This is a genomic window from Streptosporangium sp. NPDC001681, assembly GCF_040298085.1.
Taxonomy (GTDB): domain Bacteria; phylum Actinomycetota; class Actinomycetes; order Streptosporangiales; family Streptosporangiaceae; genus Streptosporangium.
The window spans coordinates 61,822-78,123 of the sequence record NZ_JBEOZN010000014.1; the positions used below are offsets into that span (position 1 = coordinate 61,822).

At 69.5% G+C, this 16,302-nt stretch carries 14 protein-coding genes; 8 read left to right on the forward strand and 6 right to left on the reverse strand.

What is annotated here, in order from left to right; translation table 11 throughout:
• Nucleotides 1-3 precede the first annotated feature (3 nt).
• Nucleotides 4-654, reverse strand: a complete 651-nt coding sequence (locus ABT130_RS09455) for a response regulator (RefSeq protein WP_350925976.1) — start codon at nt 652-654, stop codon at nt 4-6.
• Entirely contained in the window at nt 651-1,688 is a 1,038-nt protein-coding gene (locus ABT130_RS09460) for a HAMP domain-containing sensor histidine kinase (RefSeq protein WP_350954255.1), read from the reverse strand. The genes ABT130_RS09455 and ABT130_RS09460 overlap by 4 nt, the downstream gene beginning before the upstream one ends.
• Before the next feature lie 135 nt (nt 1,689-1,823).
• On the opposite strand from ABT130_RS09460, the gene ABT130_RS09465 reads away from it, so the two are divergent.
• Genes ABT130_RS09465 through ABT130_RS09480 form a run of 4 tightly spaced genes read left to right on the forward strand, consistent with a single transcriptional unit; the run spans nt 1,824 to nt 4,258 of the window.
• Nucleotides 1,824-2,168 (forward strand): SPFH domain-containing protein, encoded by a 345-nt coding sequence (locus ABT130_RS09465; RefSeq protein WP_350954257.1) that lies wholly within the window; start codon nt 1,824-1,826, stop codon nt 2,166-2,168.
• A gap of 34 nt (nt 2,169-2,202) precedes the next feature.
• Nucleotides 2,203-2,469 carry a cation:proton antiporter regulatory subunit gene (locus tag ABT130_RS09470; protein WP_350925982.1) on the forward strand — a complete coding sequence of 89 codons (267 nt, stop codon included), beginning with the start codon at nt 2,203-2,205 and terminating at the stop codon, nt 2,467-2,469.
• Between the two features lie 44 nt (nt 2,470-2,513).
• A complete protein-coding gene (locus tag ABT130_RS09475) occupies nt 2,514-2,975 on the forward strand; it encodes a CBS domain-containing protein (RefSeq protein ID WP_030914291.1) in 462 nt (153 codons plus the stop codon).
• Nucleotides 2,972-4,258, forward strand: coding sequence for an ArsB/NhaD family transporter (locus ABT130_RS09480; protein WP_350925984.1), 1,287 nt, complete (start codon nt 2,972-2,974; stop codon nt 4,256-4,258). The genes ABT130_RS09475 and ABT130_RS09480 overlap by 4 nt, the downstream gene beginning before the upstream one ends.
• A 302-nt stretch (nt 4,259-4,560) precedes the next feature.
• On the opposite strand, the gene ABT130_RS09485 is transcribed toward ABT130_RS09480, so the two are convergent.
• Entirely contained in the window at nt 4,561-7,869 is a 3,309-nt protein-coding gene (locus tag ABT130_RS09485) for an AfsR/SARP family transcriptional regulator (RefSeq protein WP_350954259.1), read from the reverse strand.
• Nucleotides 7,870-8,019: 150 nt separating this feature from the next.
• On the opposite strand from ABT130_RS09485, the gene ABT130_RS09490 reads away from it, so the two are divergent.
• Together ABT130_RS09490 and ABT130_RS09495 are read left to right on the forward strand one after the other, a co-directional pair.
• A complete protein-coding gene (locus tag ABT130_RS09490; RefSeq protein WP_350954261.1) occupies nt 8,020-8,616 on the forward strand; it encodes an NADPH-dependent FMN reductase in 597 nt (198 codons plus the stop codon).
• A 103-nt stretch (nt 8,617-8,719) separates the two neighbouring features.
• Nucleotides 8,720-9,268, forward strand: coding sequence for a dihydrofolate reductase family protein (locus ABT130_RS09495; protein WP_350954263.1), 549 nt, complete (start codon nt 8,720-8,722; stop codon nt 9,266-9,268).
• Between the two features lie 196 nt (nt 9,269-9,464).
• On the opposite strand, the gene ABT130_RS09500 is transcribed toward ABT130_RS09495, so the two are convergent.
• Nucleotides 9,465-10,328 carry a universal stress protein gene (locus ABT130_RS09500; protein ID WP_350954265.1) on the reverse strand — a complete coding sequence of 288 codons (864 nt, stop codon included), beginning with the start codon at nt 10,326-10,328 and terminating at the stop codon, nt 9,465-9,467.
• A gap of 158 nt (nt 10,329-10,486) precedes the next feature.
• On the opposite strand from ABT130_RS09500, the gene ABT130_RS09505 reads away from it, so the two are divergent.
• Nucleotides 10,487-12,187 (forward strand): sensor histidine kinase, encoded by a 1,701-nt coding sequence (locus tag ABT130_RS09505; protein ID WP_350954267.1) that lies wholly within the window; start codon nt 10,487-10,489, stop codon nt 12,185-12,187.
• Nucleotides 12,188-12,199: 12 nt separating this feature from the next.
• On the opposite strand, the gene ABT130_RS09510 is transcribed toward ABT130_RS09505, so the two are convergent.
• Complete coding sequence (locus tag ABT130_RS09510) at nt 12,200-12,841, reverse strand: response regulator (protein WP_350925996.1); 642 nt, start codon at nt 12,839-12,841, stop codon at nt 12,200-12,202.
• 111 nt (nt 12,842-12,952) lie between these two features.
• Nucleotides 12,953-15,055, reverse strand: a complete 2,103-nt coding sequence (locus ABT130_RS09515) for a glycoside hydrolase family 65 protein (protein ID WP_350954269.1) — start codon at nt 15,053-15,055, stop codon at nt 12,953-12,955.
• 296 nt (nt 15,056-15,351) lie between these two features.
• Here ABT130_RS09515 and ABT130_RS09520 point away from each other — a divergent pair, with 296 nt between their 5' ends.
• A complete protein-coding gene (locus tag ABT130_RS09520) occupies nt 15,352-16,242 on the forward strand; it encodes a universal stress protein (RefSeq protein WP_350954271.1) in 891 nt (296 codons plus the stop codon).
• Nucleotides 16,243-16,302: the final 60 nt, after the last annotated feature.

The following is a 16,302-nucleotide window of genomic DNA, read 5'->3' on the forward strand; positions in this document are numbered from 1 at the left end:
CCCTCACGGCTCGATCAGGCCCGCGCGGATGGCGTACCTGGTGAGGTCGAGCCGGTCGCGCATGCCGAGTTTCTGCAGGATGTTGGCCCGATGCCGATCGACTGTCTTCGCGCTGATGAACAGGGTCTCGGCGATCTGCTTGGCCGAGTTGCCCTCGGCGATCAGCTTGACGATCTCCTCCTCGCGCGGGGTCAGGATGCTCTCCGGAATCGCCTCTCCCAGCCTGTCGCGCTGCAGGTAGTGCCGGATCAGGGCGGTGACGGCGCCCGGATACAGGAACGGCTCGCCTCGCATCGCCGCCCTGCACGCCTCCAGCAGGTCGCGGTCGGCCACCGACTTCAGCACGTACCCCGAGGCCCCCGCCTTGAGCGCCTCGAAGAAGTACTGCTCGTTGTCGTACATCGACAGGATCAGCAGCCGGATGCCGGGCGCGCGCCGTGAGATCTCGCGGGCCGCCTGCAGGCCGGTCATCCGCGGCATCGCGATGTCGAGGATCGCCAGGTCGACCGCCTCAGGTACGGCCGCCTCCACCGCCTCGGCGCCGTTGGCGGCCTCGGCCACCACGGTGAGGTCGGGCTCGGCGTCCAGAATCAGCCGCAGCCCGCGGCGGACCAGGGCGTGGTCGTCGGCCAGCAGGATCCTGGTGGGGTTCATCGGCTTCCTTGTTTGTTCTCGGCCGGCACGGTGAGCCGGACGTCGGTGCCGCCGCCCTGGGGAGAGGTCACGGTCAGGCGGGCGCCGATGAGCATGGCGCGCTCGCGCATCCCGCGGATCCCCGCCCCGTCCTGGCGCACGCCACCGCGGCCGTTGTCGGTGATGCGCAACTCCAGGCCGCTGGGCCCCGTGGTCAGGGACAGCTCGACTCGGGAGGCGCAGGCGTGCCTGGCCGCGTTGGTCAGGCCCTCCTGGGCGATGCGGTAAATGACCAGTTCGACGTCCTCGCTCAGCGAGGGCAGTTCCGGATCGACCCTGCGGGTCACCGGAACGCCGCTGCTCTGGGAGAAGTCGCTGCTCAGCGCGTTGAGGGCGCTCTGCAGGCCGAGATCCTCCAGCACGCCGGGGCGCAGGCGGCGGGCGACCTGCCCCACCTCGTCCAGGCTGGCGCGGACGCTCTCCTGCACCCCGCGCAGCTCCTCCCGTAGATCGTCGGGTGCACGGTCGGCGGCGTGTTTGAGGCTCAGCAGGACCACGGTGAGGCTCTGGCCGATCTCGTCGTGCAGCTCGCGGGCGATGCGCCGTCGCTCACCCTCCTGCGCGGCCAGGGCATGGGCGCTGCTGGCGCTGTGCTCGGCCTCCAGCCGGTCCAGCATCGCGTTGAACGTGTCGATCAGGTGGGTCAGGTCGCCGTTGCCGTCGCTGGGCAGCCGGTCCAGCGGATGCAGCAGATTCACCCGCTGCATCAGGGCCGTGAGCGCCTCGAGCGGGGCCAGGCTGGTGCGCAGAAGCAGCGCGTTGGCGGCCAGTATCAGCGCCAGGCCGACCGTCAGCACCGGGATCTCGGTCAGCAGCACCGGCGAGGACACGGTGGCGGGGGAGAGCGCGAGCACCAGCGTGCCGACCGTGAAGACCAGCCCGTTGATCACGAACAGGCGTTTGAACAGGATGCGCGCCGGGCTGCGCGTTCCTGCCACCTTTTCGGGGCGCTCGCTCATCTCATCAGCCTCCCGGCCGCCGAACGGCTTGTCCATGGGGGGCGTCTCCCATCTTCTCGTGCCGCTTCTGCACGTTCCACCCCTGATCAGATGGGTGCTGGCCCTGATGGTGACAGAGCCGCGACACCGATGGGATGGAGGGGCGGCGGACACCAACAGGCAGGAGAGGCGATGAGTACCAACGATGTCGGCATCCTCTGGTTGGAAGCCGCCACCCGTGACGGTGTCACGATAACCGTCAACGCGGTCGCCCGGGCTCTGGTCACCGATCCCGCGGCGTGCGCCTCCTATCCGGGTTCGCCGGGCGCCGCCATGCTGGCCGCAGCCGAAGCCGAGATCCGCCGGTACGTCGGGGAGCGCGACCTGTCGCGGCTGTCCCGGTGTGTCGATCTCGCCGGCGACGCCTATGACGGGGCCTGCCACTGGGGCGTCGAGGTGACGCTCGTGGCACTCACCCGTGTCGAGGTGCGACTCCAGGAGGACCTGATCCGCTGGGCGGAACGACTCGCCTCGTGACCGCGGCTTCGAGTGGAAGGGAGTGACCACCGATATGAACATCACACGTACGACTGTGCCCGGTGAAGGGGTCCTGTTCCACTTCGTCACCCGAGACGGCCAGAACCTGGCGGTCATGGTGGACAGGAACGGATCCCGGCGGATCTTGGTGTACGGCGGGGGTGATGAGCCCTCGCAGGCCATCCACCTGGCGCAGGACGAGGCCGACCAGATCGCCCAGGTCCTGCACAGCCGGTCGGTGGACGACAGGCTGGCCATCCTCGAACAGCGGATGGCCGAGATCGCAGGAGGGACACCGTGAGCACGCCGCCCGCGGTGCGCCATCTCACCCGACAGGAAGGTGCCATGCAAGCGCGCGACATCGCGGTGAGCCTTCCGACGGTCACCACGAGTGACTCCGTCGCGAAGGCCGTACGGGTCATGGTGATCGGCCGCCTGCCCGGACTCATCATCGTGGACGACCGCTCGCGGCCCAAGCTGGTACTTCCGGGCACCCAGGTGCTGAGGCTGGCCGTGCCCGGCTCCTACCAGGAGGATCCCGCGCTGGCCAGGACCATCGACGAGGCCTACGCGGACCAGTTCTGGCAGGACCTGGGCAATCGCACGGTCGGTGACTGCCTGCCGCGCGAGCACGCCAGGCCGGTGACCGTCCCGGTGGACGCGAACCTGCTTGAGGTGGCCGCGCTGATGGCCAGGATACGCAGTCCGATCGTGGCAGTGGTGGAACGTGACGGCTCGCTGGCCGGGGCGATCACCCTGGAGCGGCTCCTCACCAGCCTGGCCGTCTTCGGCCTCGGTGAGTCTTGAGCGCGCTGCTCGCCCTAGGGATCTTCCTCGTCGCGTTCTTCTTCATCGCCACCGAAAAGGCGAACAAGGTCAAGGTGGTCCTTGTCGCCGCGGGCGCGATGGCGGTTCTGGGGCTGATACCGGGCTCCGAGGTGTTCTTCTCCGAGCACGAGGGCATCGACTGGAACGTCATCTTCCTGCTACTCGGAATGATGATCATCGTAGGGATCATCAAGCAGACAGGGATCTTCGACTACCTGGCCATCTGGGCGGCGAAACGTTCCAAAGGCGATCCCTACCGGCTCATGGTCATGCTGATGGTGATCACCGCCATCGCCTCGCCCTTCCTCGACAACGTCACCACGATCATGCTGGTGGCGCCGGTCACGGTGGTCGTGTGCGACCGGCTGCGGATTCCGGCCCAGCCGTACCTGATCGCGGAGGTGCTGGCCTCCAACATCGGCGGTGCGGCGACCCTCATCGGAGATCCGCCCAACATCATCATCGGCAGCAGGGCGGGACTGACGTTCAACGACTTCCTGGTGCACATGGCGCCCGTCGTGGTCGTCATCTTCGTCGCCTTCGTGCTGCTGACCAAGGTGCTGTTCAGAGGGTCCTTCCAGTACAACCCCGAGCATGTCGCCGCGGTGATGGCACTGCAGGAGCGGCGGGCGATCACCGATCCCAAGCTGCTCGTGCGCTGCCTGGCGGTGCTCGCCGCGGTGGTGGTGGGGTTCGGGCTGCACGCGGTGCTGCACATCGAGCCGTCCATCGTGGCGCTCGTGGGAGCGGGAGTGATGCTCCTGCTGTCGCGGGTCTCGGTCTCCGAGGTGCTGTCGGAAGTCGAGTGGCCGACGCTGGTGTTCTTCATCGGGTTGTTCGTGATGGTCGCGGGTCTGGTCGAGACCGGCGTGATCGCGACGGTGGGCACGTGGGCGATCGAGGCGGTCGGCGACGACTACTTCCTCGCGGCGACGTCGCTGCTGTTCGGTTCCAGCGTGCTGGGCGCGTTCTTCGACAACATCCCGTATGTCGCGACGATGGCACCGATCGTCGAGGGGATCGTGGCGCAGGCACCCGACGCGGCGACCGGACAGGCGCTGTGGTGGGCGTTCGCGCTGGGTGCCGACTTCGGCGGCAACGGTACGGCGGTGGCGGCCAGCGCGAACGTGGTCGCGATCGGGATCGCGGCGCGGACGGGCCACCCGATCAGTTTCTGGCAGTTCACCAAGTACGGAATCGTGGTGACGGTGCTGAGCACGCTCATGGCCTGGGCGTACGTCTGGCTGCGTTACTTCATGTGACATCCTCCCCCTCCCACGGGAGGGGGATTTCAGTCGAGCCGGCGTACACCACCCGCGGACTCGCCCGGCGGCTGCGTGGAGTGGTTCTGGGGCAGCCGGGCCCGCACCGACGAGCTCACCGCCGGCCTGCGCACCTGACGGGACACCCGCCGGGAGCGTCCTTGGCCGCTCCCGGCGCCCCGTCATACCGGGTCCCCGCCCGACCTCCCCTGTCCACGCCGGTTCCGGGCGGCTATTTCGAGCTGCTCGTCCGTTTCGCGAGGACCATGTTCCGGAGAACCGTCCCGGTCCGAGGCCGGGGCTCACTCCGGGTGCGGTCGTGCCGCGGCCGTCTCGGGCGTGGCCGGTGGTGGGGCCAGCAGGGACCGTATCTCCTGAGAGGTGAGAGTGCCGCCGCGTTCGAACCCGGCGGTGAAGCGGTCCGCGCCCAGCGCTTCACGCACCCGTGTGGTGATCCGGTCGATGTCGCCGCGTTCCGTGGGAGGCGGTGGGGAGTTCGACGCGCGGGCCGCGGACCCCGCACCCAGGAGCAGGGCGGCGCCGTCGTGGTCTCCGGCGAGGGCCAGTGCCCCGGCCAGGCCCTCCAGGGTGCCCGGCATCTCACGGGAGCTTTCGAATCTGGCCGCGAGGTCGATGGACTTCAGATGCGAGGCGAGGGCCGCGGCGGCGTCGCCACGCTGCTCGGCGACGAATCCCAGCTCGCTCATGATCATGGGGAGGTACGGGGGCGGAGTCTCCTCCGCGCTCTGCTCGGGGGCACCGTTCAACAGGTCGCGCAGGTGGGTCTCGGCGAGATCGAGAAGATCCTCCCTACGGGCCGCGAAGGCGAGCCCCATCGTGGCGAAGATCTGCGCGGTCCGGTGGCCCTGCTCGGCCGCCAGCCGTAGTGCCCGCTCACAGGTCTCCCTGGCCTGGGCGTAGTCGCCGCGTTGCAGGGCGGTCCAGCCGAGCCAGGCCAGCCGCCCGGCGACCTCGGGCCAGAGTCCGAGTTCTTCCGCCATGCGCAGGCCGTCCCGGTGCAGCCGGTCGGCCCGCTGGAGATCACCGGTCATCTCGGCCAGAGCGCCGAGCCAGCCGGTGGCCTCCAGCCTGCCCCAGCGGTCGCCGAGCTCGCCGAACAGCTCCGCGCTCCGTTCGCCGTCGCGTCCGAGCGCGGCCAGGTCACCTCGTACGTGCGCGAGCTTGGCCCGGGTGGCGAGGGCCGCGGCCGTCCCCCACCGGTCACCGGCCGCCTGGAAGGCCGGCAGCGCCTGGTCCAGCAGGTCCTCCGCGACCGACAGGTCGCCCAGGTCGATGCCGGTGTGGGCCAGAAACCACTCGGCCCTGGCACGCCCGGCGGGATCGCCCGCGTCCTCGTACATCGACAGGGCCGCGCGGCGGCGATCCTCTCGATCCGCGACGTCACCGTGGAGGAAACCGATTCCGGTCTCCCAGGCCAGCGCACCGGCGCGGAGCGCGGAGGTCCGGGAGGCGGACGCCTCGTCGGCGAGGGCCAGTGCGGAGGCCAGGGATCGCCGGGCTTCGGTCAGCCGTCCACGCAGCAACCAGTACCAGGCCATCGCGTTGACCAGGCGTAGCGCGCCGGCCGCGTCCTTCGCGCCGAGGGCGGTGTCGAGCGCGGTGCGGATGTTGGCGGTCTCCGTGTCCAGGCGGTGCAGCCAGCGTTGCTGCCGGTGTCCGTACAGGTGCGGCGCGGCCTGTTCGGCGAGGTCGGTGTAGTGGTGCCGGTGGCGTTGTCGCAGGCGTTCGAGCTCGCCTGTCCGGCGGAGATGTTCGGCGCAGTAGGCGGCGACCGATTCCAGGAGACGGTAGCGGGGGCCGTCGGCGGTGTGGACGACGGTGACCAGGGAGCGGTCTACCAGGCGTGCCAGGAGGTCGGGGACGTCGGCGGAGGCGAGGTCCTCGGCGGCGCAGACGTTCTCCGCGGCGTGCAGGGTGCAGTCGCCGGTGTGAACGGCCAGGCGCTGGAGGGTGAGACGTTCCGGATGGGTAAGGAGCTCCCAGCTCCAGTCGATCATGGCGTGCAGGGTCTGCTGGCGGGGTGGGGCGCCGCGGTGCCCGCCTGCCAGGAGGCGGAAGCGGTCGTCGAGGCGGTCGACGAGGTTGTGGACTCCCAGGGCGCGGACCCTGGTGGCGGCCAGTTCCAGGGCCAGCGGGATGCCGTCCAGGCGGCGGCAGAGCGTCGCGACCGCCGGGGCGGTGTCGGCGTCCAGGGTGAAATCCCTGCCGGCGGCGGACGCCCGGGCGACGAACAGCTGTACGGAACCGGTTTTTCGCAGTGTCGGCAGGTCGGTCTCGGTGAGGCGGGGCGTGTCCAGGGGCGGGACGTTCCAGATCACCTCGCCGGTCAGTGCGAGCGGTTCCTGGCTGGTGGCGAGGATGCGCAGCGCGGGGACGGCCTCAAGCAGGTGCCGGACGAGTTCGGCGGCCGGTTCGACGAGGTGCTCGCAGTTGTCGAGCACGAGGAGCAGCCGCCGGGAGCTCAGGGCGCCGGTGAGCCGGTCTCGAGGTGACATCGGCTCCGATGGGGCGAGGGGGGCTCGGATGTCCAGCACCGTCATGATCGTTTCAGCGAGCCGGGACACCGCGTCCGACGCCCCGGACCGGTCGAGCGAGGCGAGCTCGACCAGCCACACGCCGTCGGGAAAGGGGACGGCGGGCGACTCGGGGGAGGGGCCGGTCAGGTGTCCGGCGACTTTGACGGCGAGGCGGGTCTTGCCCACTCCGCCGGGACCGGTGAGGGTGACCAGGCGGTTGGCGCCCAGCAGGGCGCGGAGCTCGGTGGCCGCGTGGTCTCTGCCGATCAGGGGGGTGAGAGGGGTGGGCAGGTTGGTGGCGGGTCCGGCGGCGCTGGTGGGTGGCGCCGGCGGGTCGAGGGCGGGGTCCTGGGTGAGGATGGCCCGATGCAGGGTGCCGAGGTCGGCGCCGGGGGTGAGGCCGAGCTCGTCGGCGAGGTGGTCGCGGAGTTCCTCGTAGCTGCGGAGTGCCTCTGTCTGCCGTCCGGAGCGGTAGAGGGCGCGCATGTGGGCGGCGCGCAGCCGTTCTCGCAGGGGATGCCGGGTGAGCAGATCGCCCAGTTCGGCGGCGAGCCGGGCATGCTCACCGAGGGTGAGGCGGGTCTCCGCGTGGTCTTCGTGGGCGGTGAGCAACTCCTCGTGCAGGCGCGCGACGGTGGGGCCGGTGAAGGGTTCGTCGGCGAAGTCGGCCAGGGCGGGGCCGCGCCACAGGGCGAGCGCGTCGGTGAGCAGCGCCGCTCTGGTCCGCGGGTCGCCGGTCCTTCCCGCCTCGGCGACCAGCGACCGGAAGCCGTCGGCGTCGGTGTCGGCCTTCAGCAGATATCCAGCCGGGTGGTGTGCGACCAGCTCCCGGCCACCGGGTTCGGCGTCCTCCAGCGCGCGCCGTAGCTGCGAGACCCTGACCTGCAGAGTGCCTGCGGGATTGGCCGGCGGGTCCTCGCCCCACAGGTCGTCGATCAGCCGGTCGGCGGGCACCGGGCGTCCCTCGTGCAGGAGCAGGTCGGCCAGCAGGGCGCGGACCTTCACCCCGGGGATCGTGACGGGTCGTCCGTCCGTCGTCCACACGGCCAGTGGCCCCAGTATCCCAAAGCGCATGATCGACACGATAACCCGACATAGGAGAACGGCTTACCGGGTTCGTGTCGATCACAACAGCCGACGGTAAGTCCGCGAGAAGAAGACCGTAAGTCCCTCCAGACAGGATGGAGCACATCGAGCCGGACACGGAGGCGAAGGAGGCCGGAGATGGCGGAGACGCATGAGAGCGACCGGTTGAGGGTGGCGGTCATCGTCGGCAGCACCCGTCGCGGACGGTTCGGTCCCACGGTGGCGGCCTGGTTCGTGGCGCGGGCGCGCAGGCGGGCCGACCTGGAGATCGATCTGATCGATCTGGCCGAGGTCGCCCTGCCCGGCACGCTCACGGCCGAGGACGAGGCGCCGCCCGCCCCGGTGGCGGCGCTGGCACCGCGCCTGGCCGATGCCGACGCGTTCGTGGTGGTGACTCCCGAGTACAACCGGAGCTTTCCCGCTCCGCTCAAGAGCGCCATCGACTGGTTCTACCCGGAGTGGCGGGCCAAGCCCGTCGCGTTCGTCTCCTACGGCAACGACTCCGGCGGTCTGCTGGCCGCCGCGCAGCTGCGTGAGGTGTTCACCGAGCTGCACGCGGTGGCCATCCGCGACGGTGTCGCGCTGCCCCGCTACTGGGAGCAGTTCGCCGCCGACGGCAGCTGGCCCAGAGTCGGCGCGCCGTGTGACACCGCGGTCAAGACCACTCTGGACCAGCTGACCTGGTGGGCCCACGCACTACGCGAGGCCCGCGCCAGACGTCCCTACACCGTCTGAACCACGCAGGACACGACCGTAGGAAATCCCTCGCGCCGCGGAAGACCGCGGGGCGTTTCACCCAACAGCGCGTTCGCCGAACGCCGGAATCACGGAGACACCAATGGGTAAGGTCATCACTTCGACCTACGCGACGCTCGACGGTTTCATCGACAACCCCCATCTGTGGTCCATGCAGTACGCGAACGCGGAGAGCGGCGAGTACGCCCTCGGCCTGCTCTTCGCCGCCGACGCCCTCCTGCTGGGACGGGTCACCTACGACGGTATGGCGCAGGCCTGGCCGTCGATGAGCGGCAACCCCTACGCCGACCGGGTGAACGACATTCCCAAGTACGTGGTCTCCTCGACCCTGGAGAAGGCCGAGTGGAACAACTCGACGATCATCCACGGAGACGACCTCGTCACCGAGGTGGCCAAGCTGAGGGAGCAGCTCGACGGGAACATCCTGATCTGGGGCTGTGGCCGGCTCACCGACACGCTCATGGAGCACGGCCTCCTCGACGAGTACCGGATCTGGCTCTACCCGGTCGTCCGCGGCCAGGGGGAGCGGCTGTTCCGTGAGGGCACCGAGGCGACCCTGGAGCTCACGGACACCGTGACGTTCGATTCGGGAGTCGTCATCCTCACCTACCAGCCGGCGAGCGTCGGCTGAACGCCCCCCGGCCAGGGGAGACGGCCCTGTTCTCCTGGCCGGGGCGGCAGGTCTGACGTTCCAGGTGGCCGTTCCGCGCGACCACATCGGGCAGAATGGCCATATTTAGCGATCTACATTGTAAAGGCACTGGTCGAGGTTAAATAACCAAAAACCCGACAAACCATCGACCGGCCCGGCAGTGCGGAGCGAGAGCTCAGACCCGGCGCGCGTGCTGGATGACGGCCACGGGCGCGTGGGCGTGGGGGAGAAGGGCGTGCACCGTCGATCCGAGGAGCCACGCGGAGCCGGGGGCGCCCACGACGACCAGTTCGGCGGAGGCCGAGGCGTCGATGAGTGCTCTGGCCGGGTGTTCGTGTACCACCTGCTCGACGATGGGCACGTCGGGGAACCTCTCCCGCCAGCCACCGATGGACTCGGCCAGCAGGCGCGCCTCTTCCTGGCCGACACCTTCGAGGTCGAAGACGAGCGGTTGCATGTCGCCGGGTGCCCTGACGGCCGGATGGATCCAGGCGTGCACCATCCGCAGGGGGAGGCCGCGCAGCATGGCCTCGTGGAAGGCGAACTCCAGGATGTGTTCCTGGCCGGGGCGTCCGGTGACGCCGACGGCGATCTCGGTGCCGTGCTCGGTGCGGGGTTGGCCCACGACCACCACCGGGCAGGGGGATCGATCGGCGAGGGCGCGGCTGACCGAGCCCAGCAGCAGCCCGGCGAATCCGCCGCGGCCCCGGCTGCCGACAACGATCATCTGTGCGGTTTCGGCCGCGGCGATGATCGCCTCTGCGGTGGCGCCGTCGGCGATCTCGGTGCTGACCGTCACGGTGGGGGCGGCGGCGAGGGCCCGCTCGGAGGCATGGCGCAGCAGCCTCCGGGAGGCGGACTCCGCCGCGGGTCCCCAGTGGGCGGGCTGCGGGACGAGGGGGACGTCGTAGGCCCAGCGGAGGGTGACGTGTACCAGGTGCAGGGGCGCGTTCCTCAGGGCGGCCTCTCGTGCGGCCCAGGTCACGGCTTGGAGTGAGGAGTCCGAGCCGTCGACGCCGACGATGACGGGTTCTGCCATGAGCACCACCTTGGGACGGAAGCCGGGCCGCGCCCGTATGGAGGCTATGTACCCGCCTTGGAACCGTGTCTCCGCTGGTCCGGCGCTTTTCGATCTTAAAGTGGGGGCAACCCGGTGGGGCAGCGCACGTCCCGTGCCGGGGTGCGAGACTTCGCAGTATGGGGGAGTTCGAACCCGGCGCGTTGGTACCGCACATGCGGCTGGACGAGCTGCTGTCGGAGCTGAGGGTGCGTCTGGAGGCGGTGCTCGCCACCCGTGACCGGGTGCACGCGCTGCTGGACGCGGTCGTCTCGGTGGGCGGTGAGCTTGATCTGGAGACCGTGCTGCGCCGGATCGTGGAGACCGCGATCTCCCTTGTCGACGCCACCTACGGCGCTCTGGGGCTGATCGGTGAGGAGAAAACACTCGTTCAGTTCGTCCCGGTGGGGTTGAGCGAGGAGGAGATCGCGGGCATCGAGCACTGGCCGCACGGCCTTGGCCTGATCGGCCTGCTGATCAAACAACCGCAGTCGCTGAGGCTGGCTCGCATCTGTGATCATCCGGAGTCGTACGGCTTTCCGCCCGGCCATCCGCCGATGGGGTCGTTTCTGGGGGTGCCGATCCGGGTGCGTGAGGAGGTTTTCGGAAATCTTTACCTTACGGAGAAGCGTGGGGGAGGGGAGTTCGACGCCGAGGACGAGGCGATCGTGACCGCGCTGGCCACCGCCGCCGGTGTCGCGATCGAGAACGCCCGGCTGTATGAGGAGAGCCGGCGGCGGGAGATGTGGCTGCAGGCCTCGGCGGAGGTCACCACCAGTCTGCTGTCGGGGGCGGAGCCGGGAGAGGTGCTCACGTTGATCGCGCGGCGAGCGCGGCAGATGGCCGGTGCCGATCTCGTCGCGGTCCTGTTGCCCGAGGAGGGCGGGCAGGTCCTGCGAGCGGCTGTCGCCGACGGGCCGGGTGGTGAGCAGGCGGTTCATGCGGAGACGTCTGTCGCCGACTCTCTTGCCGGTCTGGCCTTCACCAGCGGTGAGCCGCTTATGGTCACCGATTCGGCCGAGGCGGAGATTCTGACCGTGATCACCGGCCGTGTCCCGCCGGGTACGGTGGCCGCGGTGCCGATCGGCGCGGCGGGAGGGGTGCGGGGTGTGCTGCTGCTGGGTAAGCATCCGGGGTGTGTCCCGTTCAGCCAGGCGGAGTTGCGCACCCTGCACTCCTTCGCCGGGCAGGCCGCGGTCGCCCTGGAGTTGGCGGAGAGGCGGGTGGACGCCGAGCGGCTGAGCCTGCTGGAGGATCGTGACCGGATCGCCAAGGATCTGCACGATGTGGTGATTCAGCGGTTGTTCGCCGTCGCCATGACGCTGATGGGCACCGCGCGGTTCGTGGAGCGGTCTGAGGCCTCTGAGCGGTTGCGTAACGCGATCGACGAGTTGGACAGGACCATCCGGCAGATCCGCTCGACGATCTTCGCCCTGCAGGCTCCTCTTCAGGAAGGCGGTCGCGGTCTGCGCGCGCAGATCGTGGAACTGGTCGAGGGCGCGCGGGCCCATCTGGGTTTCATGCCGGGCCTGATGATGGAGGGGCCGCTGGATGGTGGCGTGCCGGAGCGAGTCGCGGAGCACCTGCTGGCCGCCCTGCGGGAGGCTCTGTCCAACATCGTGCGGCATGCCAGGGCCTCCAGGGCCGAGGTGACCGTTGAGATCGAAGGCGATCGGCTCGTTCTCACCGTGGTGGACGACGGGGCCGGGGTGCCCGGGGGGTGCAGGCGCAGTGGGTTGCGTAATCTCAAGGAGCGGGCCGAACGGCTTGGCGGGTCCTTCTCGGTTGAGTCCTCTCCGGCGGCGGGGACCCGCCTGACCTGGAGCGCGTCCCTCACCTAGCCGAAGGTCCGCTCATTCGGGGTGGTTGGTCCTCAGTCGTGTCACCAGGGCGGCGGCCTGGGTGCGGCGTTGCATGTTCAGTTTGGACAGCAGGTTGGAGACGTAGTTCTTGACCGTTTTCTCGGCGAGGTACATTCGCTCGCCGATCTGTCGGTTGGTCAGGCCTTCGCCGATCAGTTCCAGGATGTGGCGTTCCTGGTCCGACAGGGCGGCCAGGGGGTCTTTCTTGACGGCCTGGTCGCGTAGTCGCGCCAGCATGGCGGAGGTCGTCTGCGGATCCAGCATCGATTCGCCGCCCGCCACCGTGCGTACCGCGCCGACCAGGTCTGAGCCGTGGATCTGTTTGAGCACGTAACCGGAGGCGCCCGCCATCACGGCGTTGAACAGGGCTTCGTCGTCGGCGAAGGAGGTCAGCATCAGGCAGGCCAGTCCCGGCATTTTGGAGCGGACCTCACGGCACACGTCCACCCCGTTGCCGTCGGGCAGGCGCACGTCCAGAACCGCGACGTCCGGTTGTAGTGCTGGAATGCGGGCCACCGCCGACTCGGCGGTTCCCGCTTCGCCGATCACCTCGATGTCGCCTTCGGATTCCAGCAGTGCGGCCACGCCGCGCCGTACCACTTCGTGATCGTCGACCAGGAACACGCGAATCATGTCCTGAGGTTATCCTTCCCGGAGTGCCGGTGGTAAGGACGAGGGTCCCTGCCGTCGTGCGGTGAGCGGTCCTGACGTCTTCGGCGCCGAGCCGGCGGCGAGGGCCGATGATCAGGTTTTTGCCTCGAACAGGCAGGCCACCCCGGCCATCGCTCCCAGGTGGATTCCTTCGGAGGTGGTTCCCGCCTGGAGGTCTCGTACGTCATTGTTCAGCGCCTCCGTCAGGAAGGGGTGTGAGGCGCCGGGGCACAGGCGGGCCAGTACTCCGGCGTGGACGACGGCGCTCAGCGTCGAGCCGTGGCAGGTGCGGGCCAGGTAGTAGTCCACGGTGTTCCTGGCCATTGTGGCGTCCCATTCGTAGCCAAGGCCGGTCAGGATCTCGTCGAGCCCTTCCTCGCCGAGCAGGTGGAAGAGCATGAGCACGTCGGCCTGTTTGGAGGCCTTGTACCGGTTCGGCGTGTCGCCTTCGGCTTCGAGGATGCGGTCCAGCCGCCGGATGTCTCCGTACTTCTTCCGGTAGGCGGCCCAGTCCAGCTCCTCCAGGCCCGCGTACCCCTCGAACTGGCTGATCACCCCTTCGTGGAAGTCCACCCGCATTCGCCGGGTCAGGGCGGTGAACAGCTCGATCTCCTGTTGGCCGACCCCCTCGGAGCCGACCAGGCCGATCATGTCCAGGACCCGGCGCATCAGCCAGGCGGTCATGACGTTGGTGTAGGCGTTGTTGTCCAGTCCGGGTTCGGCGCGGTCGGGGTAGCCGTCGTGATACTCGTCCGGGCCCATCACGCCGCGGATCGCGTAGCGCCCCTTCTCGCAGGTCGCGAGTGAGGCGAAGAAGCGGGCCACCTCCAGCAGCAACTCGCCGCCGAAACCGGCCAGGAAGGCGGTGTCCTTCGTCGCCTGGTAGTGCTGCCACACGTTGAAGGCGACGGCCAGGCCGACGTGGCGCTGCAGGTGTGAGCGGTCGGGGAGCCAGCGGCCGGAGCGGGGATTGAAGTGCAGGCGCGGTGTCTCCTCCCGGCCGTCGCTTCCGCTCTGCCAGGGGAACATCGCTCCGGCGTATCCGGCCGCATGGGCGGCCCAGCGTGCCTCGGGCAGGCGGCGCCACCGGTACCTGAGCAGTGCCCGGGTGATTTCGGGCAGGCGTGGGGCGAGGAAGGGGATGACGAACAGGTCGTCCCAGAACACGTGGCCCCGGTAGGCCTCGCCGTGCAGGCCCCGGGCGGGTAGGCCGGTGTCGAGTTCCGCGATGTGCGGGGAGGCCGTCTGCAGCAGGTGGAAGACGTACAGGTTGAGGATCTGCTGCACCTCGGTGTCCTGGGCGGTGACGTGCGCCCGCTGCCACAACCGGTCCCAGGCCCGGGTGTGCCGTTTGAGGAGGGTGGAGAAGCAGCCCGCGCGTACGACGGCGCTTCTCGCGGCGGCCTCGCTCTCGGCGATCGCCCTGTCGCGGGAGGTGTAGAGGGCCACGATCTTCTCCACGGTGACCTCGTCGCCGGCTTTCACCTCGACGGTGCGGTCGTCGCCGACCCAGCCCTCCTCGACGCCGGCGCGGCAGCGCCCGTCGGCCAGTGTGGTGCGGGCGGCGAGTGCGATCTCCACGCGGGAGGTGGCGGTGCGGGTCAGTAGTTCGATCACGCCGTGGGCGGCGTGCCCGCAGATCGGAACGAGATGCCGGCCGTCCAGCTCGCGGTAGCGGGCGACTCCGGCGTTGGTGACGCGCCCGTCCAGTGCCGAGCGGATCTCCAGTGATCCGTTCCAGTTCTCCGGAACGATCGTCATCGTGAGGGCGGCCAGGTGTGGGTCGTCCATCGAGACCAGGCGGTGCTGTTCCACTCGGGTGATCCGGCCTTGGGAGTCGCGTATCCGCAGGAATCGGGTGAGAGTTCCCTGGCGCATGTCGAGCGTGTGGCGGTGGGCCAGGATCTCGGCGTTGCCGGGAGCGAACCAGTCGCCGTCTTCGGCGCGAAAGGTCAGGGACAGCCAGTTCGGCACATTGACGAGGTCCTCGTTCTCCACCGGGTGTCCCGCGACCTGGGAGACGAGCCGGTCGTAGCAGCCGGCGACGTAGGTGCCGGGATAGTGCACCCCGTCGGCGTGTGACTCCGGCGCGGCGCCCCGGGTGGCGAAGTAGCCGTTGCCGAGCGTCGTCAGCGCCTCTCGCAGCCCCTCCTGGGTGGGGTCGAAGCCGTCATAGATGAGGAGCCAGGGGTTCACGTCTTCTCCCGTGAAGTTGTGGTTGTGCCAGATCGGTGACGAGGCCGACGCCGGTGATGGGAGCGGAGGCGAAGTGGCTTGCCCTGACTGCCGGGAGAGTCATGGGTACCCCCTTCCGTCTGCACGGTACGGCACTGTTCACGGCGGTTTTAGGGCTGATCGGCCCTATGGCGCAGGGACCTTCGTCGGGAGGTCGGGCATTGTGTACGGGAGGGGACAAAGGTCCCCCCGCCCAGGGACGATCGCCCCTGTGGGAAGGCGCCGGTGCCGCGATCCGATGGGCTGCGGGGGAAGTGATGACCGAATCGATCGCTGTCGGAACGGATGGCTCGGCCGCCGCCACCGCGGCCCTGGAGTGGGCGGTCGACGACGCCGTCCGCCGGGGGATGTCCCTGCGGATCGTTCACGTCATGGACCGCTGGCCGCACGATCTTGTTGGGTTTCCCGCACCGGACCGGCCCGGCCGGCTGGCGTGCTTCGGCGAGCAGGTGCTCACCGAGGCGGCCAAGGTGGCGGTGGAGCGGAGGCCGGATGTCCGGGTGACCACCGAGTTGATCGAGGGAACGCCGTCCGACGTTCTGTGCGGGCAGGCGGAAACGGCGGTCGAACTGGTGGTCGGCAACCGCGGCCTGGGCGGTTTCGCCGGATCGCCGCTCGGCTCGGTTCCCATCCGGATGGCGGGCCACGTACGCGGCGCGGTGGTGGTCGTCAGGCAGGGCCGTGCCGAGGCGTACGGCGAGGTGGTCGTGGGTGTCGACGGTTCCGCCGAGTGCGAACCCGCTCTCGGGTTCGCCTTCGAGCAGGCCGCTTTACGCGGATGCGGGTTGCGCGCGGTCTACGCCTGGCAGACGCCGCTTCAAGCGTTCTCGGCGGAGGCGGGCGGAGACAGCGAAGAGATCCGGTGCGCACAGCGCCGGGTGGCCGAGGAGCGGCTGGCCGGCTGGCGGGAGCGGTTTCCCGAGGTCGAGGTCGTCTCGGAGGTGACGCGTGCGCGCCCGGTGCCGGCACTGCTGGCCGCCTCGACGCGGGCGGACCTGCTCGTGGTGGGTTCTCGCGGCCTGGGCGCCGTCGGTTCGGTCCTTCTGGGATCGATCAGCCGTGAGGTTCTCCACCATGCTCGCTGCCCCGTCGCGGTCATCAGATCAACCAGGTCCACCGGTCGGGGGCCGCGCGCCTCATCTGGGTGACCGGAGGCCACGGGGGTAGGAGAGCTGCATCGGCTTCTGCCGCGGGGGCGGCCGGAGGTT